Source organism: Mixta mediterraneensis, assembly GCF_014946725.1.
GTDB classification, from domain to species: domain Bacteria; phylum Pseudomonadota; class Gammaproteobacteria; order Enterobacterales; family Enterobacteriaceae; genus Pantoea; species Pantoea mediterraneensis.
In genome coordinates, this window is sequence record NZ_JACFXY010000011.1 from 88,735 (window position 1) to 111,102 (window position 22,368).

At 48.7% G+C, this 22,368-nt stretch carries 14 protein-coding genes and 4 pseudogenes; 9 read left to right on the plus strand and 9 right to left on the minus strand.

Annotation, left to right across the window (positions count from 1 at the left end; genetic code table 11):
• The first annotated feature begins 2 nt into the window (after positions 1-2).
• On the plus strand, positions 3-971 hold the full coding sequence (locus tag H2P46_RS17770) for an FAD:protein FMN transferase (protein WP_193406217.1): 969 nt from the start codon (positions 3-5) through the stop codon (positions 969-971).
• Here the strand turns inward: H2P46_RS17770 and dcuR are convergent.
• Both dcuR and H2P46_RS17780 read right to left on the minus strand, forming a co-directional pair.
• Positions 959-1,678: a two-component system response regulator DcuR gene (gene dcuR / locus H2P46_RS17775; protein ID WP_193406218.1), complete on the minus strand. Its 720-nt coding sequence runs from the start codon at positions 1,676-1,678 to the stop codon at positions 959-961. The two genes, H2P46_RS17770 and dcuR, sit on opposite strands and share 13 nt — an antisense overlap.
• A complete protein-coding gene (locus tag H2P46_RS17780; protein WP_193406219.1) occupies positions 1,675-3,306 on the minus strand; it encodes a sensor histidine kinase in 1,632 nt (543 codons plus the stop codon). Before H2P46_RS17780 ends, dcuR begins: the two co-directional genes overlap by 4 nt.
• 276 nt (positions 3,307-3,582) lie before the next feature.
• Here H2P46_RS17780 and mqo point away from each other — a divergent pair, with 276 nt between their 5' ends.
• Positions 3,583-5,238: a malate dehydrogenase (quinone) gene (gene mqo, locus H2P46_RS17785; protein WP_193406220.1), complete on the plus strand. Its 1,656-nt coding sequence runs from the start codon at positions 3,583-3,585 to the stop codon at positions 5,236-5,238.
• A 64-nt stretch (positions 5,239-5,302) separates the two neighbouring features.
• On the opposite strand, the pseudogene H2P46_RS17790 reads toward mqo, so the two are convergent.
• A pseudogene (locus H2P46_RS17790) lies at positions 5,303-5,597 on the minus strand (VF530 family protein).
• A 224-nt stretch (positions 5,598-5,821) separates the two neighbouring features.
• Here H2P46_RS17790 and istA point away from each other — a divergent pair.
• Positions 5,822-6,850 carry an IS21 family transposase gene (istA, locus tag H2P46_RS17795; RefSeq protein ID WP_193406221.1) on the plus strand — a complete coding sequence of 343 codons (1,029 nt, stop codon included), beginning with the start codon at positions 5,822-5,824 and terminating at the stop codon, positions 6,848-6,850.
• Entirely contained in the window at positions 6,847-7,635 is a 789-nt protein-coding gene (istB, locus tag H2P46_RS17800) for an IS21-like element helper ATPase IstB (protein WP_193403211.1), read from the plus strand. The genes istA and istB overlap by 4 nt, the downstream gene beginning before the upstream one ends.
• Here istB and yddG read toward each other — a convergent pair.
• From yddG to H2P46_RS17815, 3 genes and pseudogenes are all read right to left on the minus strand, one after another.
• Positions 7,596-8,553 (minus strand): annotated as a pseudogene (yddG, locus tag H2P46_RS17805) (aromatic amino acid DMT transporter YddG). The gene istB and the pseudogene yddG sit on opposite strands and share 40 nt — an antisense overlap.
• A gap of 245 nt (positions 8,554-8,798) precedes the next feature.
• Entirely contained in the window at positions 8,799-10,271 is a 1,473-nt protein-coding gene (locus H2P46_RS17810; RefSeq protein ID WP_193406254.1) for a pyridoxal phosphate-dependent decarboxylase family protein, read from the minus strand.
• Between the two features lie 14 nt (positions 10,272-10,285).
• A complete protein-coding gene (locus H2P46_RS17815) occupies positions 10,286-11,671 on the minus strand; it encodes a diaminobutyrate--2-oxoglutarate transaminase (RefSeq protein ID WP_193406222.1) in 1,386 nt (461 codons plus the stop codon).
• 296 nt (positions 11,672-11,967) lie between these two features.
• On the opposite strand from H2P46_RS17815, the gene H2P46_RS17820 reads away from it, so the two are divergent.
• The 3 genes from H2P46_RS17820 to hpaR all read left to right on the plus strand — a co-directional run bounded on the left by H2P46_RS17820 (position 11,968) and on the right by hpaR (position 15,860).
• Positions 11,968-12,665, plus strand: a protein-coding gene (locus H2P46_RS17820) for an IS1 family transposase (protein ID WP_239952247.1) whose coding sequence is annotated in 2 segments (ribosomal slippage) — positions 11,968-12,217 and positions 12,217-12,665 — 699 coding nt in all. Because the reading frame shifts where the segments join, the coding sequence is not laid out codon by codon here.
• Positions 12,666-12,973: 308 nt separating this feature from the next.
• Positions 12,974-14,899, plus strand: coding sequence for an acyltransferase family protein (locus H2P46_RS17825; RefSeq protein WP_193406223.1), 1,926 nt, complete (start codon positions 12,974-12,976; stop codon positions 14,897-14,899).
• A gap of 508 nt (positions 14,900-15,407) precedes the next feature.
• Complete coding sequence (gene hpaR, locus H2P46_RS17830) at positions 15,408-15,860, plus strand: homoprotocatechuate degradation operon regulator HpaR (RefSeq protein ID WP_193406224.1); 453 nt, start codon at positions 15,408-15,410, stop codon at positions 15,858-15,860.
• Between the two features lie 89 nt (positions 15,861-15,949).
• On the opposite strand, the gene H2P46_RS17835 is transcribed toward hpaR, so the two are convergent.
• Together H2P46_RS17835 and H2P46_RS17840 are read right to left on the minus strand one after the other, a co-directional pair.
• Positions 15,950-17,239, minus strand: coding sequence for a carbohydrate porin (locus H2P46_RS17835; protein WP_193406225.1), 1,290 nt, complete (start codon positions 17,237-17,239; stop codon positions 15,950-15,952).
• A 369-nt stretch (positions 17,240-17,608) separates the two neighbouring features.
• Positions 17,609-18,085, minus strand: coding sequence for a hypothetical protein (locus H2P46_RS17840; protein WP_193406226.1), 477 nt, complete (start codon positions 18,083-18,085; stop codon positions 17,609-17,611).
• A gap of 66 nt (positions 18,086-18,151) precedes the next feature.
• On the opposite strand from H2P46_RS17840, the pseudogene H2P46_RS17845 reads away from it, so the two are divergent.
• Positions 18,152-18,625 (plus strand): annotated as a pseudogene (locus tag H2P46_RS17845) (glutathione S-transferase C-terminal domain-containing protein); the annotation flags it as partial.
• A 219-nt stretch (positions 18,626-18,844) separates the two neighbouring features.
• On the opposite strand, the gene H2P46_RS17850 reads toward H2P46_RS17845, so the two are convergent.
• Positions 18,845-20,116, minus strand: coding sequence for an OprD family outer membrane porin (locus H2P46_RS17850; protein ID WP_193406227.1), 1,272 nt, complete (start codon positions 20,114-20,116; stop codon positions 18,845-18,847).
• A gap of 639 nt (positions 20,117-20,755) precedes the next feature.
• On the opposite strand from H2P46_RS17850, the pseudogene H2P46_RS23460 reads away from it, so the two are divergent.
• Positions 20,756-21,950: pseudogene (locus H2P46_RS23460) on the plus strand (MFS transporter).
• Positions 21,951-22,368: the final 418 nt, after the last annotated feature.

The following is a 22,368-nucleotide window of genomic DNA, read 5'->3' on the forward strand; positions in this document are numbered from 1 at the left end:
ACATGGCGACAAATGACCCGGTCTGTGCTTATTCCACTGTATTGATGGGTTCGCCCATTCTGCTCAAGCTTTTTGAACTTAATGAAGCGCTGGCAAGGCAGGTTTTCCGCCTGATTAAACAGCAGGAAAATTTACTGACGGTAAACCGTACGCCTTCTGAAGTAATGAACGTCAACCTTGCTGCTGGTCAGCATCCGGTTAACGTCAGCCCGTCGGTTTTTGAGCTTATCCGCTGTGCCAAAGCGGTGAGTTTAATGCCAGACAGTATCTTTAATTTTACTATCGGACCCGTAGTGAAATGCTGGAAAATTGGGTTTCAAGGCAACAGCGTGCCGTCCGATGCTGAATTACAGGCGCGGCTGATGCGCTGTAATCCGCAAGACGTGATTCTGGACGAGAAAAAGCAGACGGTATTTTTGGCAAAAGCGGGCATGGAAATTGACCTTGGCGCCATAGCGAAAGGCTATATCGCCGATTGCGTACAGGCCTTGCTGCATCAGCAGGGCATCAGCCGCGCCTTGATTAACCTGGGCGGGAATGTACAGACGCTAGGTGCGCCCGACAGTCAGGCCGGTTGGGCGATTGGACTGAAAAAACCGTTCGGCGCAGCTGATGAGTTAATCGGCGTGATTGAGGTCGTTAATAAATCAGTCGTGACATCCGGCATTTACGAGCGTTTTTTTGAGCTGGACGGACAGATTTACCATCATATTCTTGATGCTAAAACAGGGTATCCGCTGGATAACGAGCTGCTCAGCGTGACCATTATTTCGGATCGGTCCATTGATGGCGATATTTACACCACCCTGCTGTATGGCATGGGCGTTGAAAAAGGCATCGCGTATCTGGCCGCTCATCCTGCTCTCGACGCCATTTTTATCACCCGTGACAAGCAAGTGATTTGCTCGTCATCGCGACAATTCAACTTTGCCCTCCTGGATAACCGTTATCAGCTGAGCTACTGGCAATAATGTTTCAGCAATGAATGATATTCTGCCTGCAGCCGATAGCGATAAACCGGCCTTCCCGTCGCACCGTAATGAATGGTAGTGAACAGAATATTTATTTCGGCTAGCCAGATAAGATACTTACGGCAGGAAACGCGTGAAATATTCACTTCCATTGCCAGTTCAGCGGTAGAAAATTCGCTGCCCGGATGCGCGTCGATCCACTGACATAACGTGCGCAGCGTTTGCGGCGTTAATCCCTTCGGCAGGCGTTTTTGCTCGTTTGTCGCCGGTGGATTACCGTGGATTAACTGATCAAGCTCCGCCTGTTGATAATACTGCTGGTTATTCATCTGTGTTCTTTTTTGCCGCCAGGTAGTTAAGGCTTCCTCAAAGCGGGAGAACTGGAAAGGTTTTATCAGGTAATCGACCACGCCATAATTCAGTGAGGTTTTGATCGTGGCTGCATCAGCTGCAGATGAAATGATGATCACATCAACCGGGCGCTGCGAACGGCGTAATTCAGGCAGTAAATCCAGGCCGTTTTCTTGCTGCATATAAATATCCAGCAGAATAAGATCGACAGGCGGCTCGATGTGCATGAGTCGATCTTTCGCCTGTTGTAAGGTCGAAGCCGTCCCACAACAGATGAATCCTGCAATCTGGCCGATATAGCAGCGGTTTAGCTCCGCGACCATAGCATCATCGTCTACCACTAATACGTTGATCATGAAACTTTATTTCCTTTATCCCACGGGAGTTGTACAAAAAACTGGGTATACACGCCCGGTTCTGACTCGACGCTGATATTTCCGCCAAGGCTTTCTGTTTGCTGTTTGACCAAAAACAAGCCTACGCCACGCTCATTGCCTTTTGACGAAAAACCTTTCTCAAATATTGCCGTCTCCAGCTCAGGAGGAATGCCCGGTCCATCATCACTGATTTCACAAGACAACCAGCCGTTCTGATAATGCAACAGGACATGCATTTCGCCTTCTTGCTGTTGATCCAGCGCCTCCAGCGCATTCTCTATCAAATTTCCTAGCACGGTAATCAGCGCTGCAATCTGCTGTTCACTGCCGCTATCAGGCAAATAACTGGCATCGCTGAGCATTAACCGATGTCCGTGATCTGTGGCCCGATTGATTTTGCTTAATAAAAAGCCTGCTATTACCGGCGATTTAATACGCTGCAAGAGCGAACCAATTTCCGTTTGGTAGTTATTTGCAGTTTTTAAAATATACGCTTCCATTTGTGCATAATTTTTCATATGCAGCAGGCCAAGAATAACGTGCAGCTTGTTCATGAATTCATGGGAGCGCTCTCGTAGCGCGTCAACATAGCTTACCATGCCATCCAGACGTTGCATTAGCTGGCTGATTTCGGTCTTATCACGAAAGGTACAGACTGCGCCGATAATACGTTCCCGGCTGCGAACCGGTACGGTGTTACTTATCATGACGCGGCCACGCACGTTTAATTCTTCGTCCTGCCAGGCTCTGCCGTCATGCAGCGCTTCGCGCAGGTGGCTCAACATTAAGGAGTTATCTGGAATGCGATCGCCGCTCAGTGGTGCTTCCATAGCCGTCTCACGTAGCAACTGTTGCGCGGCTTTATTGATGAGCGTGACGCGTGCCTGCTCATCAACCGCAATTACGCCTTCTTTAATTGAATCAAGAATCGCTTGTCGCTGTTCAAACAAACTGGAAATCTCATGCGGCTCCAGCCCAAGCAAAATACGTTTCAAACGTTTAACCAGAATCAGTACGCCCAGCAATCCAATCGATCCGCCCAGCAGAACGGTCCAGAAAATATTCCAGCGACTTTTATTGCTCTGCGCGATGACATCGCTAAGCGAAATACCAATTGCCACCACACCGATTTGCTGATGCTGTGCGTTATACACCGGCGTGAATACGCGTAACGCTTCAACTAGCGTACCGTGGTTTACCGCAATGTTTTCATGTCCGTCCAGGGCGGGAAGCAGGTCATCACCGATAAAATGTTTATTAATTAAATCCGCATTAGGATGAGAATGACGCATACCTTTCATGTCAGTCACAACCACAAACAGTAAATCGTTACGTCTCTGGACAGCCTGGGCAATCGGTTGAGTCAGTGCGTCGTTATCGGCCAGGGCCAGACCGCGCTGTATCTGCGGATCGTCAGCCAGCGTTCGTGCAACAGCAAGCGCCTTATCTTTGACGTGTGATCGGGTGAAATCATCAATCTGGATAAAATATAAAAGATGAACGCTAAGCAGCACGGTAAAAATGACCGCCACCATCATGAGCGTCGTTAGTGTGCTGAGTTTCATTGGGCGCTTACGTCCCGGTTTTTGCTGCTGAGATGCGTTCATTGAGAGACTTCAAAATAGATTTGGGCAGGTATTTATACGTTGAGAAACATACGCTACGTTGTTGCTTCCGTATAGTTTTGATTCGCGCTTTTAAAGCGCCAGAGTTCCGCTTAAAAACTAACTTTCTGACACTATTGCACATTATTTTGTAACTAAAGAAACAATTGGTATTTTTTTTTAATTAATTAACTAAAAATAAATCAACTAATAAATAACAATAATTTAAAGTTGACCATCATTTTTTAACCAAGATTACGATTGTATTGAATGCCAGCTATGATTAAATCAACAAAAGTCCTGCCCTCGCTTTCCCTTTTAGCTTTATTAGTGACCTCTGTAACGCATGCCGCAAGCTCCTCAGAAAAAGCGGATGTTCTGCTGATAGGCGGTGGCATCATGAGCGCCTCTTTAGGCACGTGGCTAGAAGAACTTCAGCCTGACTGGAAACAGATTATGGTTGAAAAACTCGACGGCGTCGCGCTTGAATCATCGAATGGCTGGAATAATGCCGGCACTGGCCACTCTGCAAATATGGAACTGAACTACACGCCTGAACGTGCAGACGGCTCAATTGATGTCACCAAGGCGCTGGCAATCAACGAAGCGTTTATGATCTCGCGCCAATTCTGGACGGCGCAGGTTAAGCGCGGCGTACTGACTAATCCACATGCTTTCATTAACTCCACGGCGCACATGAGTTTTGTCTGGGGTGATAAAAATGTGGCTTACCTGACGAAGCGTTATGAAGCGCTGCAAAAGACCGTTCTGTTCCAGGGCATGAAATTCTCTACCGATCACAAGCAGATCGAGCAATGGTCACCGTTAATCATGGAGGGCCGCGATCCGCAGCAGAAGGTTGCCGCAACCTGGACGCCAGTAGGCACCGACGTTAACTATGGTGAAATTACGCGTCAGTTAATTGGTAGCCTGAAGAAGCATGATAACTTCAGGCTGGAAACCTCTTCTGAAGCCACCGATTTCAAACGTAACAGCGACAATTCCTGGCACGTTATCATCAAGGATGCCAGAAGCGGTAAAGAGCGTGCTGTAGACGCCAAATACGTCTTTATTGGTGCAGGCGGCGGGGCGCTTAAACTGCTGCAAAAAACCGGCATCCCGGAAGCAGACAATTACGCGGGCTTCCCCGTTGGTGGTTCGTTCCTTGTAACAGAAAACCCGGCGCTCGCGAATCGCCACAAACAGAAGGTATATGGTCAGGCTTCTGTCGGTGCGCCACCAATGTCCGTTCCGCATCTGGACTCGCGCTATCTTGATGGCAAACAAGTCGTGCTGTTTGGGCCGTTTGCGACGTTCTCTACCAAATTCCTTAAAAATGGGTCGCTGTTTGATTTGTTGAGCACGACGACGACTAAAAATGTTGTACCGATGACGCATGTCGGTCTGGATAACTTCGACCTGGTCAAATACCTGATCGGTCAGGTGATGTTAAGTGACGATGATCGCTTCGCAGCGTTGAAAGAATATTATCCAAACGCCAGAAAAGAGGACTGGAAACTGATTCAGGCGGGTCAACGTGTTCAGATCATCAAAAAAGATGAAGCGAAGGGCGGCGTGCTGAAGCTGGGCACCGAAATCGTTATCGATCAGCAAAAAACCGTGGCGGCTTTATTGGGTGCCTCACCGGGTGCATCTACGGCCGCACCTATTGCGCTGAATGTGATACAGGCGCTATTTCCAGAGCAGTTCAAAACGCCAGAATGGCAGGAAAAAGTGCACAAATTTGTACCGAGCTACGGTAAGAAACTGAACGATGACGCCGCGTTGGCACAGCAAGTTTGGGATGACACCGCAGCCACGCTGCAACTGACCAGGCCGCCAGTCATCAACATGGCTGGTAAAGCGGCTGACGCACCGGCTGCTCAACCGCAGCAGCAGAAAGCGGCAGAAACACAGCACGATATGGCACTGTAAGAGAGCCGGTAAAAAGCCCCGCCGCCTGTTTCGGCTACGGGGCTTTTTTGGATCTGTATCCGGGTTAATTTTTATCCCCGCGCCAGTTTGACCAGGGATTATCGGCCGGGGTATCGATTTCCTCCGATTCAGGCAGTGGCTGCTCTAATGACGCTAAATACAGTGCTTCTACTTCAGCTCTTGCCCCAGGGCGTACGCCGCAAAAACTTCAGGCTGGATTTCACACTCGGATCGCTTTTAAAACAGTTAATATTGATTCGCTTGCTCAGTTCAACCCAACCGTAGCGGGAAACCAGGCTGTTTACCTGCATCTCCAGCGTGACGCCATGCAAAGGATCTTTTGAAGTATGAGATGTCATGGATTACCTGACCCTGTCAGAAAATTTTGCACACCCTAACGGGCAGAGCGCGGATGTGCAAGATTTACGATGCGTGTAATTAGGCTTGCTGTTTTATTTTGGCAGCAACGCTGGCACGCGTTGACCACCAGCACATCAATGTCGCTACCGATGTAAAACTGGCCCACCTGCCGATGTAAATCTGACCCACCTAGGGTAAAAATGGCAGTTTTAAGGCACTGCCAATGATGACATTGGAGACCAGAGTGGAGATTAGTGTTTTACACCGTCAGGGCATGTCGATACGCGCCATCGCGCGCCAGCTTTCATGCTCTCGTGAGACCGTTCGCAGATATATTCGTAGCCCGCTGCCCGTAGCGGATATGCGCTACAAGCCTCGCGCACCCAGCCCCTGCAAGCTTGCCCCGTTCAAGACCTATATCCTTGAGCGCGTGGCCGCTGCCAGGCCCCTCTGGATACCCGCCAGTGTGCTGCTGCGCGAGATCCGTCAGCGTGGTTACGAGGGTGGTTACAGCATGCTGACCGCTTTCCTGCACCCCATTAAGCAGCCCGTCACTGAAGAGGTAACACGCTTCGAGACCGAGCCTGGCTTTCAGATGCAAGTTGATTTCACCATCATCAGACTCGGTCATAACCCATTGCTGGCCTTTGTCGCCACGCTGGGCTGGAGCCGCGCGACTTTCGTCAAGTTTTACAGCAACCAGGACTCCGCTGCCTGGTGTGACGGCATTGAGTCTGCGCTCAGGTTCTTCGGCGGGACGCCGCATCAGCTGCTGTTCGACAACGCCAAGGCCATCATCATTGAGCGCGATGTCTACGGCCCCGGTAAGCATCGCTGGAACCCGCAGTTGATGCACGTCGCCGAGAAGTATGCCTTTACTCCCAAGGTCTGCCGACCCTATCGCGCCAAGACCAAGGGTAAGGTTGAGCGGTTTAACCATTACCTCAAGAACAGCTTTATCGTGCCTCTTACCGCGACCTTCCGGCAGGCCGGGCTGGTACTGGATGTACCTGCTGCCAACACACGCATCGGCGAGTGGCTGGTCACCGTCGCGAACACACGAGTGCATGGCACCACAGGCGTACCGCCTGAGCAGCGCATGCCGCGCGAGCGTGCTGCGCTATTGCCGTTACCGAAGGTCACGTTGGCATTGCCTGCACCTGTCCCAGCGCTCAGCCAGCGTCCGGTGCCGACCGAGAGCCTGCAACATCCTCTGGCAACGTACCAGGCCTTGCTCGAGGTGCCAGCATGAACCTTCAACATGATCGTATTGCCGCGCTCTGCGAGCAACTCAAGCTCGACCGCCTGCCGGCAGAGTGGCCGGGTGTGGCACAGGCGACCATCGACAACAGCGGCACGCATGCCGACTTCCTGGAAGCCGTTTTGCAGCTCCAGCATGATGGCCAGAACGAACGGCGTCGCCAGACCATTTTGCGGTTATCAGGCCTGCCGGTGATAAAAACACTGGAGCAGTTCGATTACGCCTATGCCAGTGGCGTTCCACGAAGTCAGATCCAGGAGTTGGCGGGTCTGACATTTATCGAACGTCAGGAGAACGTTGTCCTGCTCGGGCCTTCTGGCGTCGGCAAAACGCACCTGGCGACCGCCATTGGCTATAAGGCCGCGATGGCGGGTTTAAGCATTCGGTTCATTACCGCCGCCGACATGATGCTGCAACTGATGGCGTCACATCGTCAGGGTGACCTGAAGGGCTACCTGAACCGCGTCGTAGGTAAACCTAAGCTGTTGATCATCGACGAAGTGGGATATCTGCCGTTCGGTAAAATGGAGGCGAACCTGTTCTTCCAGGTAGTCGCTAAACGGTATGAGTCAGGCAGCGTGATCCTGACCAGCAACCTGCCGTTTACGCAGTGGTCCGGAACGTTTGGTGATGACGAGACACTGACGGCAGCGATGCTGGATCGGCTGCTTCACCATGCGCATATCGCCCAAATCAGCGGCCAAAGCTATCGACTGAAAGATAAGCTGAAAAGCGGTCAACTCCAGAAGAAAACGAAAGCAACAACGCTCGAATGATTCAAAGGGGGTGGGTCAGTTTTACTTTGGCAGGGTGGGTCAGAATTCGATCGGTATTGACACATCAACGAGCCCAGGCTGACCATTGCCGCGCCTTGCCAAAAGGAAACGGTTTAGCGCTGAGCCTAATATTAAGGCGGCCAGCAGAGCGGAAATAACCGGAATGAAGTAGGACGCCGTTGCCAGAATGGTAACGTTGCCATGTAAAATGCCGGTATTCCAGGCGGCATAGCCACAGCCCATGGCACAGGCAGCAAGTATTAAACTGATTATTACCTGCAGATTAATATTAAATAGCGGCTGCGGTGCAGAAAGATATTTAATCCATAACGTCAATGCGGTCAGCATAAAAAATAGTGTGATGCCATTACAGCCTTGTGCAGTTTTCTTTGTGAAGACGCAATAAATGGCCCAGATGATCGCACCAGTCAAGGCCAGGCCATAACTTAGCGGGTTGCTATAAAGGTTTGCCACAATCTGGCTAAAGGAAAAACCCTCGTCACCGCCCAACACCATGCCTATACCGGCAAGTGATAACAGCAGCCCTGGAATAATGATGAGGCTGGTTTTCTGTCTGTTGACGAGCACCGACAACACGATGGTCAAGCCGGGCCAGAGATAATTCACCATCCCGACTTCAATCGCCTGCGTGCTGGTATTGGCAAAACCCAGCGATAGCGAAAGGCACAACTCATAACAGACAAACAGCACGCTTCCGATGATTAAATAACGGCGTGGGAAGGTTTTAATTTTGGGGAAGCCAACAGTCAACAGCAACAGCAGGGAACTCAGCGTATAAATCAGTGCTGCACCGCCGATGGCACCGAATCCCTCGCTTACGCTACGGATCAGCCCAACAATCGCGCTCCAGAGAACGATAGCGATCAAGCCCATCAGGGTGGCCTTTTTTTGTGTCATTTCACCAAAACCTCTTACTAAAAATCGATCGTAGCAGAGTCATAACCGGCTAAAAATCGTGTCACAGGATGAAGCGTATGCAGCAGGCTGTAAACAGAATCTGATTTGTCGTGATGTAAAAATGTATGCGATCAGGGTGAGCAGGCAGGAAAACAGGGCTGCCGCATTTAGCCGTATTAGCCGTAAGAGAAAAGGCCGATAACTTAACGTCATCGGCCTTTTATTGCGCTGCAATTCAGTAGGGATTATACGTTCTGCAATTGCTCTGCGGTTTTCTCAACCAGAGCCAGCAGCAGCTGAATGTCTTTCAGCGTCACGGTGGGGTTCAGTAACGTCATTTTCAGGCAAGTTACGCCATCAAATTCGGTTACACCCACATTAGCGCGACCGGATGCCAACAGCGCATCGCCGATTTGCTGGTTCAGCAATGCTACCGTTGCATTATCTGCGGTTGCCAGCGAAGCCGGACGATAACGGAACAGCACGCTTGCCAGTTGTGGCTCCATCACCAGTTCCAGTGATGCTTGCTCAGACACGTAGTGTGCAACCTGTTTCGCCAGTGTCACACCGTGATCGATAATCTCGGCATACTGCTTTTGCCCCAGCGCTTCCAGACCCATCCACAGTTTTAAGGCATCAAAACGGCGAGTCGTCTGCAATGATTTGGAAACCAGGTTAGGCACGCCTTGTGCTTCATCAAACTCAGAGTTGAGATAAGCCGCCTGATAGCGCATTAACTCATAGTGTCGCGCTTCTTTTAGCAGGAAGGCACCGCAGCTGATGGTCTGGAAAAACTGCTTGTGGAAGTCCAGCGTAATAGAGTCCACCAGTTCAATGCCGTCCAGATAATCGCGATACTTTTCAGAAAGCAGCAGCGCACCACCCCAAGCCGCATCCACATGAACCCAAATATTGTGTTCAGCAGCCAGCGTGACAATGTCACGCAGCGGGTCGATGGCACCTGCATCAGTGGTGCCTGCGGTTGCAACGATTGCCAACACCTGCTCGCCATTGGTTTTTGCCAGCGCCAGTTTGTCAGCTAAATCGTTCACATCCATACGCGCAAAACGGTCGGTTTTTACCAGCGTGACGGACTGATAACCGAGGCCCAGCAGTGCCATATTCTTTTGCACTGAGAAATGGGCATTTTCAGAACAGAATACTTTGATTTTACGCAGGTCACCCGTCAGCCCTTCTTGCTGAATAGAGTGACCCTGGCGCGCAAAAAAGGCGTCACGCGCCAGCATTAACCCCATCAGATTGCTCTGCGTGCCACCGCTGGTGAAAACACCGGCATCGCCCGGCTGATAACCCACCTGAGTGCGTAGCCATTCAATGAGCTTCATCTCAATGATGGTGGCTGATGGACTTTGATCCCAGGAATCCATGCTCTGGTTGGTGGCATTAATCATCACCTCTGCGGCCTGGCTCACTACCAGGCTTGGGCAATGTAAATGTGCCACGCATTGTGGGTGATGCACCGACAGACTGTCTTTCAGGAAGTATTCAATCGCACGCTCAATAGCGGCCTGGTTGCCCAGCCCTTGCGGATTGAAATCCAGCGTAATGCGTTCACGCAGTTCAGCAACCGTTTTCCCCTGATACATCTCAGGCTGTTGCAACCACTTCACCACGGCCTGGCTGCTTTGCTCAATGGCTTGCTGGTACGCTTCGGTACTCTGTGCTGAGGCAGCCAGAATAGGATTTAACCGGGACATCGCATCTACTCCACTCATACCGGTTTAACGCCAGCAGACAGTAGGGCGTTTTCAAATTTATCGATAAACATATCCAGCTCTGCATTGGTGATTAGAAGCGAAGGCAGCAAGCGCAAAACGCTTCCGTGGCGTCCGCCACGTTCAAGGATCAGGCCATTCTCGAAACATTTTTTCTGTATTAATGCAGACAGTTCGCCGTCAGCCGGGAAGCAACCCATAGGGTCCTGCGCTTCGTTTGCTTTGACGATCTCAATGCCGATCATCAAGCCCAGACCACGCACGTTGCCGAGCACCGGATAACGTTTTTGCAACCCAGCCAGTTTGGCTTTCAGCCACTCGCCTTGATCGGCAACTTTTCCAGCAATATTGTTATCTTTCAGATAACGCAGCGTCGTCAGGCCGGTAGCCATTGCCAACTGGTTGCCACGGAATGTACCGGTATGATGGCCCGGCTCCCAGGCATCAAACTGCTTTTTGATACCCAATACCGCTAACGGCAAGCCACCGCCGACCGCTTTTGACATCACAATAATGTCTGGCTCAATACCCGCGTGTTCAAAGGCGAAGAATTTACCGGTGCGCGCAAAGCCCGCCTGGACTTCATCGATAATCAACAGGATGCCATGTTCCTGTGTGACTTTGCGAATGCGCTGCAGCCATTCAGCGGGGGCCGGGTTCACACCGCCTTCGCCCTGAACCGCTTCCAGAATCACAGCAGCAGGTTTACGCACGCCGCTTTCAACGTCGTTGATCAGATTTTCGAAGTAATAGGTCAGGGCTTTTACACCGGCATCGCCGCCAATACCCAATGGACAGCGGTACAGATGCGGATAAGGCATAAACTGCACTTCCGGCATCATGCCATTGACCGCTTCTTTTGGTGACAGATTACCCGTTACCGACAATGCGCCGTGGGTCATGCCATGATAGCCGCCGGAAAAGCTGATAACGCCCGTGCGGCCGGTATGCTTTTTCGCCAGCTTCAGTGCCGCTTCAACTGCATCAGCGCCCGAAGGGCCAGTAAATTGCAGGCAATACTCTTTGCCCTGGCCTGGCAATAACGAAAGCAGATAAGCAGAAAACTCATCTTTTAACGGTGTTGTTAAATCAAGTGTATGTAACGGCAAGCCGCTGGTAATGACATTTTGGATGCTTTGCAACACGTCAGGATGATTATGGCCCAGCGCTAATGTTCCTGCGCCTGCCAGACAATCAAGGTATTGCTTATTCTCAACGTCAGTAATCCACACGCCTTGTGCTTTGGCGATAGCTAATGGCAATTTACGAGGATAACTTCTGACGTTTGATTCAAACTCAGCCTGTCTGGCTAAATAAGTTTCGTTATTACGGTTTAATGAATGCGCATCTAAACTGTCAATACGGACTTTATCCGTCATCATATCTCTCCTACAACCAAGCCATTACGTTATGTCTCAGTTGGTTAATTGAATAAAAAGTAAACCGATCATTAAAAAAACGCGGCCAATATAGGGCTTTTTAAGGTGGGACTCAATATTTAATTTTGTGTGGCTTAATTTTTAAGTTTTGTTTGATAATCAATGGGTTGATTGTTTTTTGACCGCGGAGGATGGCGTTTTTTTGTTACAAGATGATTAATAAAGCACAAAAAGCGCGCTTTTCGGTAATGCTCCCAACTTACTGATTTAGTGTATGATGGTGATTTTGAGGTGCTTGCGTGGCTTCCATTTCCATCAGATGTCCTTCCTGCTCCGCTACTGAAGGCGTGGTGCGTAACGGCAAAAGCACTGCCGGACATCAGCGCTATCTCTGCTCTCATTGCCGTAAAACATGGCAACTACAGTTCACTTACACCGCCTCTCAGCCCGGTACGCACCAGACAATCATTGATATGGCCATGAATGGCGTCGGATGTCGCGCCAGTGCACGCATTATGGGCATTGGCCTCAACACGGTTTTACGTCACTTAAAAAACTCAGGCCGCAGTCGGTAACCTCGCGCATACAACCGGGCAGTGATGTGATTGTCTGCGCTGAAATGGACGAACAGTGGGGCTACGTCGGTGCTAAATCACGTCAGCGCTGGCTGTTTTACGCGTATGACAGGATACGGAGGACGGTTGTGGCACACGTCTTCGGTGAACGCACTCTGGCCACACTGGAGCGTCTTCTGAGCCTGCTGTCGGCCTTTGAGGTCGTGGTATGGATGACGGATGGCTGGCCGCTGTATGAATCACGCCTGAAGGGAAAGCTGCACGTTATCAGCAAGCGTTACACTCAGCGCATTGAGCGACATAACCTGAATCTGAGACAACATCTGGCAAGGCTGGGACGGAAGTCACTGTCGTTCTCAAAATCGGTGGAGCTGCATGACAAGGTCATCGGACATTATCTGAACATAAAACACTATCAGTAAGTTGGAGTCATTACCAAGGTTTGGCTCAAGTCATTTTAATAGTCATATTCATTCCTGTGCAACAAAATCCATAATCAGAAAATAACGACTTTATCGGCATGTCAAACCAGAGCTTTATATATTTTATAATGTACTTATTGAGACGCCATTAAGCTAAAACTATTTTATTTCAAATTATATATCATTCTGATAAGATGCCGCGCTTAATAAAAAATTATGCTTCCCTTACGAAACCATAACACATATACACTAAAGCAATTTAGCTATTTATGAGGGAAACGCTAAAATGTTGAGGAAATTTACACCAAATGAGAGTTGATAATTTCAGGAATGATATTAATGGCTTAAGAGCTTATGCCATTGTGTTTGTAGTCTTATATCATTTTAACATCCCCTTGTTCAAGGCTGGTTTCATAGGTGTGGATGTCTTTTTTGTCATTTCCGGATTTTTGATGACAAAAATTATTGCGTCCGGGTTAATTCAACATAATTTCCATTTCGGGGCATTTTTCGCCTCCCGCTTCATACGCATAATTCCACCCGTCATTCTTCTTGTTCTGGCGGTTTTTTTTATAAATCTCTTTATCCTTACGCCAGTAGAACTTAGAGAATATGCAAAGTATTCGATTAAAGCCCTTTCGTTTACATCGAATTTTTCACTGCTTAAAGATGCTAATAACTACTTTTCATCTGTGGGCCAGGAAAATTTGTTATTGCACACCTGGTCCTTATCCGTTGAATGGCAGTTCTACTTAATCTATCCATTCATTCTTTGGATTGGTTTTAAATTCACACAGAGCCTTAAAAAAATCACCCTGTTGGTTGCGGCTTTATTCATCCTTTCACTTGCTGCCTGCATCGTAATGACAGAGCGTAATCAATTTTATGCGTTTTATATGCTTGTTACCCGTGCATGGGAAATGCTGGCAGGCGGACTGGTATTCCTGTTTAAGGCCGGGGCAAACAAAGCGGCTGCAAGCGCCGCGCCCTTTTATGCTGGCGTACTCGCCTTATTGATGTCCCTGATCCTGTTTGATGACCGTATCGCATGGCCGGGTTACTGCGCGGCACTTACTGTTGCTGGCACAGCGCTGATCATCTATGCCGAACGTCAGGCCTCTTTTCTCTTTTCAGGGAAATGGCTAAGCCTTATTGGCCTGTCTTCCTATTCGATCTATCTGTGGCACTGGCCGGTAAGATATTTTCTATACTATGCGGGCACCAAACTTGGCACATTCTATACCGTCTGCGCAGTTATGCTGTCGTTTGCGATTGGGCTTCTAAGCTATTTTGTCCTTGAGAAAAGATTGTTTAGCTGGTTTAAGAGTAAAAAGCGTCTGACTTCCATGACCGTTATTTGCCTGTCACTGGCAGTAATGATCTCCGTATCTGACTTTACCCGTAAGTCGTCCGGATTCCCCTGGCGAGGCGGTGTATCTTATATGGCTGCCATAGAGCATCTGGCTTTACCTAACCCAAAAAACGGCTGGTGCTTTTATACTATCGCCAGTACGCCATCACTGACGGTTGGTAAAGAGGGTGTGGAATGCCACATTGGCGCCACTGAAGAAGGCGGCAAAAAAGCATTACTGTTTGGTGATTCATATGCCGGCCAGTATCTTCCTTTATGGGATGCGCTGGGCAGAAAAACCGGTCTCGATATTCAGGCTGTCACAACAAACTGGTGTAACCCGTCCGACGGGGAAGATTTTTTTGGGCCGAAGACCTCCCGGGCATATGAGCAATGTTTGTATAACAGACACTACGTAACCGAAAATATCCAAAACTACGATTATATTATTCTGGGCGGTTCATGGTCGAAAAACTTCTCAAGTCCTGACACGGTTAAAGGGCTTGAGCATATTATCAATCTTGCCAAAGGTAAGAAAATAATCATCATGGCAGAACCCTATCAATTTAATGCTGATGTCGGTGAGCTTTATAAACGGAGTGTCTGGAAGAAAGAACGCTTTGATATATCGCCTTACATGGATGCATTGTCTTTGGCGGGTATGAAGAATGCAGATGATATTCTGGATAAACTGAGCCAGACCTATTCCAATATACTTTATCTGACCCGTGATGATTTGTTTGATAAATCTCAATACGCAAACCGGGATGTGCCGTATTCGTTAGATGGCGGACATATCAGTGTCGTAGGTTCAGTTGAAGCTGAAAAGTTTTTTTCATCGCATGCCGGCAGAAACAAACTCGAAGCTTTCTTATCAAATTAGGCCGAAGCTCTCAGCGAGGACAGGCCCGACTGGCCTCGCTGAGTCACGCCGGCATGACCTGTTGTCGTGCCGGCACATTCCAGTACTCTGTCCGCTCTTCGCTCAAAATCCCCGTTCAACGTTGCTCTGAGCTGCTTCAGATCTTGTTGGAACCGAACAGTTTTTTTGCGAACAGGCGATCAGGTAAAATGCGGGCACGCAGCCTACATTAACATATTAATAAATTTCAGTTTTCTGTGATAATTCCCGCTTTTAATAAGCTTCAGCAATAAATCAACGCTTTACTCAGAGCGGGGGATCCAACTTAATTAGATAGAAAACAAAGAGTTGTTTTTTGGTTAAGCGATTTCACGGAAAAATCTCACGTTACCTGGTATAGATGAAATTTCATTAATTTATTATTTGGTTGGCTCACTTTCTCGTTATTGTTCCTAAAGTATCGACAAAGGAGCACGACGGGTTATACTGCGGTTCTTATTTGACCTATGAACCTTCAAGCGGTACGGGTATGTATGATTCCCTGACAATTGCATTACTTCAGGCACGTGAAACGGCGATGGGATATTTCCGGCCTATACTCAACCGCCACAATCTGACCGAGCAGCAATGGCGTATCATCCGCATTCTGGCCGAGCATCGCTCGCTGGATTTTCATGAGCTGGCACAGCAGGCGTGTATTTTACGTCCCAGCCTGACCGGTATTCTGTCGCGTCTCGAACGGGACGGATTAGTGTTTCGCCTGAAACCGCTGAACGATCAGCGCAAACTTTTTGCCTCTCTGACGCCGCAGGGCGTGGTGCTGTATCAAAAAGCCTGCGATGAAATCGACGCAGGTTATCAACAGATTGAACAACAGTTTGGACAACAGAAAATGCAGCAGCTGAAGGCGCTGTTACAGGAGTTCAATACGCTGCGTGCCGCCGATGCTTCTGTGAGCGATGCGCAAAACCTGGCTGGCTAACGCAACCAGATTTTGCGCACGGATACAGCATAAATAATCGCGTTAAGGCAGAAAGTTAAATCGCGGCGTCACAGTTTTTTGTCAGCGCGTTACAGCTTCACTTTCACCTGTATGCCCGCGACCCATGCATCTTTAATCGCTTTGCTGGAGAAAGCGCCGGGCTCTTTAATGTACTGAACGCTGGGGCGAAGAGAGAGCCACGGCGTCGCCTGTAGCGTGTACGTCAGCTCCACTAGTTGTTCGGCACGATCCAGTGAATCTGAATTAGCCGCTGCGGTGAAATCGCCGCTCTGTCGCCAGGCGCCAATATCTGCCTGTCGGCTGTCTTTGTTATATTCAGCGCGTCCATAACCGATGGCGATGGCGTCGTGAGGACGAGATTCAAAAGGTCCATTGAGCACGAATCCTGCGCTATACCAGTGGCGGAAGGGTGAAGTCTCTTTATCAGTCGTGGTCCACTGTCCAAAAACATGCAGGTTTCTGGCTGATAAACGGTCGGATTGCCACAGGGTCTGATCGGCCAGCACATAGGCACCATAACGTCCCGACGCTTTATGGCTGCTGTCATCAATGCGTGCCACATCGGAAGAATCATAGTAATAACCGACTTTATACTGACCAGGCAGTTCGCCATGATGCGTATAAATGACTTCAACAGGCGCGATAGCACCTGTCGTTCCGCTGGAGAAAGGCTTAAATGCTTTTGATGGCGCGCCGTTTACGCGCGGATTAACGTTAAAAATTGCCGCCTGCACCGCCCACTGATCGTTAATGTCATAACGCAGTTCACCGCCCAGGTGGGCGTTAGGATAGTTACCCCAGCCGCTGCCGCCAGACATAGACAAGGGATGAGCGCAGAAGCCAGCGTTCATAAAATTAGTCAGGATCGACATCCCACCAAAATCGTTCCCCATCGCCATTAAACCCAGCTTTATTTTCAGGTTTGGCGTGAACAGGGTGTTGGCATAACTGAACTCACTCAGGCGAGTGTAAAGACCACCATAAACTTCCTGCGCAGGCAGGCGGTTGCCGACCAAATCTTCCGAAACACTGCGACCACGGCGATCATTCAGCGTGATCTGGAAAGTACCGGCATGTTCAGCGGAAAACATTTTATTCAGATCAAATGTTGCGCCGATCCGTATCTGCTGAGCATAACGGGTGCCATAACGCTCGCCGCCATGTAACACACCTGCGGTTTCAGAGGTGTACTCGCCGGTCATATTCACACCAGCATTATTCAGATCCGTGCGTGCGCCTCCCCAGTCGCCTGTTAACGTATCCTGTTGCAGAAGGTCGGCGGTCTGCGCCAGCGCTCCCCATGAACAAAACAGCAGCGAGCAGGCCAGGGGTGAAAAGAGGAAAAAATGTCGTTTCATTTAAAAATACGAGGAGAGCAGAAAAGGAGGCAAATAATACACGAAAATTTTTCACGTAATTATAAATCTATGCTTATTTCTCGGTTTGGTGAAGCTTATATTCAACGCCAAAGCCAGACTGACGTGGCCGTTTTCCGCCACCATTAAAAGATCCGACATATCTTTTATTCTGTTTAATCAATCCCAGGGAAGCTTCACAAGCGAGCATTTTGAATTAAGTGTGATGATAAATGAAACCCTGTTATTCCAACACCGATGCAAGCTGGCATCAGCAAAAAAATCACAGGCAGGTTCAATTGTCACTGGTTAAACGCAATGTGAATCTGGCTTCGCCAGAAGACCGAAACATCCTCCGGCGAACGGTTGTTGCTACAGACGAACGCCGCTTTCCTTATCAAACAGATGAACATGGCGAGGGTCGATATTTAACGCCACGGTCTCCCCTGGCTTCGCCATGATTCTTCCTGTTAACTGCACATGAACAGGAAAGCCATTCCAGTCCAGATGAAGCAGGCTCGATTCTCCCGTTACTTCCACTACCTTAACCACTTCGCCACTCATGCCGGACTGTGATGTCATCCAAAGCAATGTGTTCTGAGTGATCAACTGCGGCATATCCAGCAAACGCCCCGCATCGACGCGCCACACCGGCAAGCCACGCGCGATCAGCTCGTGTTCAACCGGGATAAGTGCATAATCAGACGAGCCCATACCAGCCAAAACAATGCGGTCATAACTGTGCACATCCAGTTCATACAGCCCGGCGGGCAGAGCGTAATGCAGCGGGTCGCTTAACGCATCAGGCTGCTGGAGGATGTCTTTTTCATATTCACTCGGGCTGCTCATTACTCTTTTCCTGTCTTAGCCGATAGCAGTAAAATAGGGTATCGCGCGTTATCGCACGTTTGTGATCTACAGGACCGTGCTGATCCGCCTTTGTGGGAAACGGGGGCGATTCTGCGCTATCTGGCTAATCGATACGGAACAGAAAGCTTCTGGCCTGCTGATTTGCTAAAAAGAACGAACGTTGATCGCTGGGCTGAATGGTCAAAAATTAATGTCGCAATGGCATTTACTGCGCCGGTGTTCTGGCGTGTTGTCCGAACCGCTCAGGAAAAGCGAGACGAGAATGCAATACGAGGCGCAATGGCTACGCTGGAGCAGAATCTTTTGTTTGCAGAGAGGCAACTGGAGAAACACAGCTATCTGGCAGGGGATGATTTTTCCCTGACCGACGTCCAGTTTGGACATGTGTTGTACCGCTATTACAGTATCGACGTCGTTCGGCAGCCCTTAGCTAAACTACGTTCTTATTACGATCGCCTTGCTGCGCGAGCGGCTTTCCGGGAACACGTCATGGTTTCCTATGAAGAGTTACGTGTTTAGTCCGTGGCCGGCCCGTCTGTAGCACAGCGGGAGTTTCGCGAGTTTCAGGACGTGTTTTCCATGCCAAAAGAGTGGATAAAGCGAAGCTGACAGGCGCAGGAATTTCTGAATAAAAACGTGCTTTTTGCGGCAAAAAGCCTAACGCGCGGCGCTGAGAAAAGTGGCGAAATTCATCGCCACTTTTAATCAGGAAAAAAGAGTTAACTGATGGTGGCTGGCTTACAGCAGAGAGAAAGGATATTCAACAAACACGCGAATTTCATTGCCGCCGATATTGTAATCAGCCGCATCTGATGAAACGCGCAGTACTGAATAACGCACTTTCAACTTGAGATCTTTAGCCGGTCCATTCTGAACTTTGTACTGAATCTGATTAAAGAATTCATGCTCATGTCCATTGCCTGAAGCTGCAGTTTTGATGTTATCGCCGCGCACATAAGCCACGTCATAGCTCAAGCCAGGTACACCTAAGCCGGCAAGATCGACAGAATAGGCTAGCTGCCATGAACGTTCATCTTCACCGTTAAAATCTGACCAGTAAGAGTTAGCCAGCCAAATTGAGTTGCCGCCATCGCCGATGCCATCTTGATTGCGATAGCCACCATAATGGTAGCCGGTGCTACCGCTACTTTGCTGATAAGCAACCTTAAAGGTGTGAATATCCCATACATAGCTGGCCGCAAGGCTCCAGATAGTGTTACTGCGGCCGGTGTTCTGGCTATTGGCAAATGACTGGTCGAGGCGTGAGTTATAGCCATTGAAATCCAGAATTAGCGCCTGGTCTGCGGCAAAAGGCTGTCGATAATTCAGACCAAGGTATTGTTTGTTCAAAACATCCTGAACATCAGAAGCGTAGAATGCGCCGCTGAATTGAGCGTTAAACTGATAATGTGCGCCTGCGAAAGTCAGGCTGTTCAAGCCCGTATCATGGCTGTCGTCACTTTTCTGTTGCTCAGCGGTAAAATATCCCGCGCTAACATCCAGACCATCAATTTCTTGTGAATCAAGCATAAAACCGGTGAAGGTTTCAGTCAGCAGACGAGAATCATCGGCATTCAGAATCGGCAGAGCAGGACGCTGTGTGCCATAGCTCAGAACCGTATTCGAGAAACGCATTTTGGCGGTGGCACCAAACTTAGCGAGACTGGATTTAGCCCGGCCATCGTTATCCTGCGCAAAAAAGTCGATACCGCCACTGCCACTGCGTCCTCGTCCGCCATCAAGACGAACAGCATATTGCGCCAGTGCATCAACGCCGAAACCCACCGGACCTTGTGTAAAACCGGATGAATAGGACGCAATAACGCCCTGGCCCCATTCTGCACGCTCTTTAATTCCATGAGGCTTATAGTCGCGATCGATAAATGCATTACGTAATAAAACATCAAGATGGCTGTCTTCAATAAACCCGGTGCTTTCAGGCCCAGAACTGGCATAAGCAGCATTTGCTGAGAGCGCAGCAAGTACGGTTAATGGCAAAACTTTATTCACTTTTTCTAACCTGTTATTTTAAGTTACTTAGTCGATACCCTGTTATCAGCGACGCGGGCCCCTGAGGCGGCACAATTTATCATTGTTTCAAAGCGATATTATGGAAAGGTTTTATCGAATAATGCTAATTTTATGAAATCGTGCAGGTCAGAAAGTGCGCATAAAGTAAAATGCACTGCCAGGCACAAACACGATCGGCGCCTCCTTCAGAGAAAACGCAGGAGATAATATATCCGTAATGTCATTTAAGTGTAATGGGTTACTGGATTATAGTGTGCTAATTTTGCCAGGTAGCTAATTAAGCTGCGCTATAATTCTTATCTCGTGATTAATTAATTTCGCATAAGCTGACGAATACTATTTATAAGGGTAAACAAAACCCTCCTTGAAAGCGGGGTGCTTTGTACTGGTAGCTGTCCTCTTATCTGCTTTCTATGTGGATTTTTGGTTTTATTGGGCCGTTTGCCTTTGATAGTGAGTGCCGTTGTATCGAGACGATAACGTGTGCCGCCGATTGCGGTGGGCTGCGCCTGTGATTCCCAACAGCCTCCCTGAGAAGGTATGGTGATAAGTGAAATTTCCTGCCATGTACGTAATGTAACAGGGAAGAATGGGTTAACCTTTCATACTGGTATATACATGAACAATACATCGATCGCCACACGACCTAAGACCTACTTGAATGTTCTTCTCATACTGGGCGTCACGCATTTACTTAACGATCTTATCCAGTCGTTAATCCCTGCCGTTTACCCGATTCTGAGAGAAAAATATCAGCTCGATTTTATCCAGATTGGCATCATTACACTCACTTTCCAGATTGCAGGCTCCCTGCTTCAGCCGGTTGTAGGAGCGGTCACCGATCGACATCCTTTTCCCTACTCAACTGTTATCGGAATGATGTTTACGCTTTCTGGATTAGTGGGGCTTGCCTATGCGCCCTCATACACTCTGATCCTGCTTTCGGCTGCCAGCATCGGAATCGGTTCTTCAATTTTTCATCCCGAAGCCACAAGAATGGCACGCTATGCTTCAGGCGGGCGACAGGGGCTTGCACAGGGCATATTTCAGGTAGGCGGTCAGGCGGGCGGGGCAATGGGTCCTCTGTTTGCGGCACTGGTAATCGTGCAACGTGGACAGCAGAGCCTGGCGTGGTTTGCCATATTCGCTTTGCTTGCTGTCGTTCTGATGGTCTGGACGGCATGACGCTATCAAAAATAGTTTTATTCGGTCGATTAAAGAAAAGGGCGAAAAAGGGCATAAATCAAAAACGTATCCGCAGGCAATGGTAACGACAGGTCTGATTGTGCTTACGCTGCTGATGTTTTCAAAAAATGCTTACGTGGAAAGTTTCCGATCGTTTTACACCTTTTATTTAATTGACCATTTTGGGGTTTCTGTCAAAACCTCTCAGTTTATGCTGTTTCTGTTCCTTTTTTCTTCAGCGGCAGGCGCTTTACTCGGTGGTATCATAGGGGATCACATTGGGCGTTATAAAATAATCTGGATTTCGATATTAGGCCCGTTACCGCTAACGCTGATGTTGCCTTATGCGGATTTTTTCTGGACGGTGATCCTCACGGTATCCATAAATTTGATAATGGCGAGTGCATTCGCATCCATCCTTATTTATGCGATGGAGCTTGCACCTAACCGGATTGGTCTGGTTGGCGGTCTGTTTTATGGACTTAATTTTGGTCTGGCTGGCATTGCTGCGGCCGCCCTGGGAGCGATCGCGGACAAAACAGGGATCGAAAACGTTTACTGGCTATGCTCGTTTCTTCCTTTGGCGGGATTACTCACCTGGTTCCTTCCAAAAATCGAGAGCAATTAGGCATTCATTTAGAACAGGCCGTCTACTATTTTGGCGGGCCTGTTTTATACCATCCTTATAAAAATTCACATGCACTGATTAATCATTAAGCAAGGCGTATTATGGCTTCATCTTATACTCCGAGAAAAACGATAAGTCAGCGTTGGGTGTCTGACCTCGTCATCACGTTTTTCTGCTATACCTTATTGGCAGCCGGACATAAGACAGAAGAACGTTACGGTGTGACGTGAAATAGTCGAACCTGTAAATTATCCCGCCCATTTAACGGGGCATTTTTGCTGACTAAAATTGTAATGAACCTGGTAGGTTTACCCTTCATCTCATCCATCTTTACTAAATGCCCGGGTTTTAATTTAATATCAAAAATTGATGTTTATTTATTGTTTTTTTGTTGCCGCTTTTATCTGTAATTAAAAAT

What these genes read in the sequence shown, in the direction of transcription:
- H2P46_RS17770 (WP_193406217.1), top strand. Translation starts at nt 3, where the DNA reads ATGGCGACAAATGACCCGGTCTGTGCTTATTCCACTGTATTGATGGGT.
- dcuR (WP_193406218.1), bottom strand. Translation starts at nt 1,678, where the DNA reads ATGATCAACGTATTAGTGGTAGACGATGATGCTATGGTCGCGGAGCTA.
- H2P46_RS17780 (WP_193406219.1), bottom strand. Translation starts at nt 3,306, where the DNA reads ATGAACGCATCTCAGCAGCAAAAACCGGGACGTAAGCGCCCAATGAAA.
- mqo (WP_193406220.1), top strand. Translation starts at nt 3,583, where the DNA reads ATGATTAAATCAACAAAAGTCCTGCCCTCGCTTTCCCTTTTAGCTTTA.
- istA (WP_193406221.1), top strand. Translation starts at nt 5,822, where the DNA reads ATGATGACATTGGAGACCAGAGTGGAGATTAGTGTTTTACACCGTCAG.
- istB (WP_193403211.1), top strand. Translation starts at nt 6,847, where the DNA reads ATGAACCTTCAACATGATCGTATTGCCGCGCTCTGCGAGCAACTCAAG.
- H2P46_RS17810 (WP_193406254.1), bottom strand. Translation starts at nt 10,271, where the DNA reads ATGTCCCGGTTAAATCCTATTCTGGCTGCCTCAGCACAGAGTACCGAA.
- H2P46_RS17815 (WP_193406222.1), bottom strand. Translation starts at nt 11,671, where the DNA reads ATGATGACGGATAAAGTCCGTATTGACAGTTTAGATGCGCATTCATTA.
- H2P46_RS17825 (WP_193406223.1), top strand. Translation starts at nt 12,974, where the DNA reads ATGAGAGTTGATAATTTCAGGAATGATATTAATGGCTTAAGAGCTTAT.
- hpaR (WP_193406224.1), top strand. Translation starts at nt 15,408, where the DNA reads ATGTATGATTCCCTGACAATTGCATTACTTCAGGCACGTGAAACGGCG.
- H2P46_RS17835 (WP_193406225.1), bottom strand. Translation starts at nt 17,239, where the DNA reads ATGAAACGACATTTTTTCCTCTTTTCACCCCTGGCCTGCTCGCTGCTG.
- H2P46_RS17840 (WP_193406226.1), bottom strand. Translation starts at nt 18,085, where the DNA reads ATGAGCAGCCCGAGTGAATATGAAAAAGACATCCTCCAGCAGCCTGAT.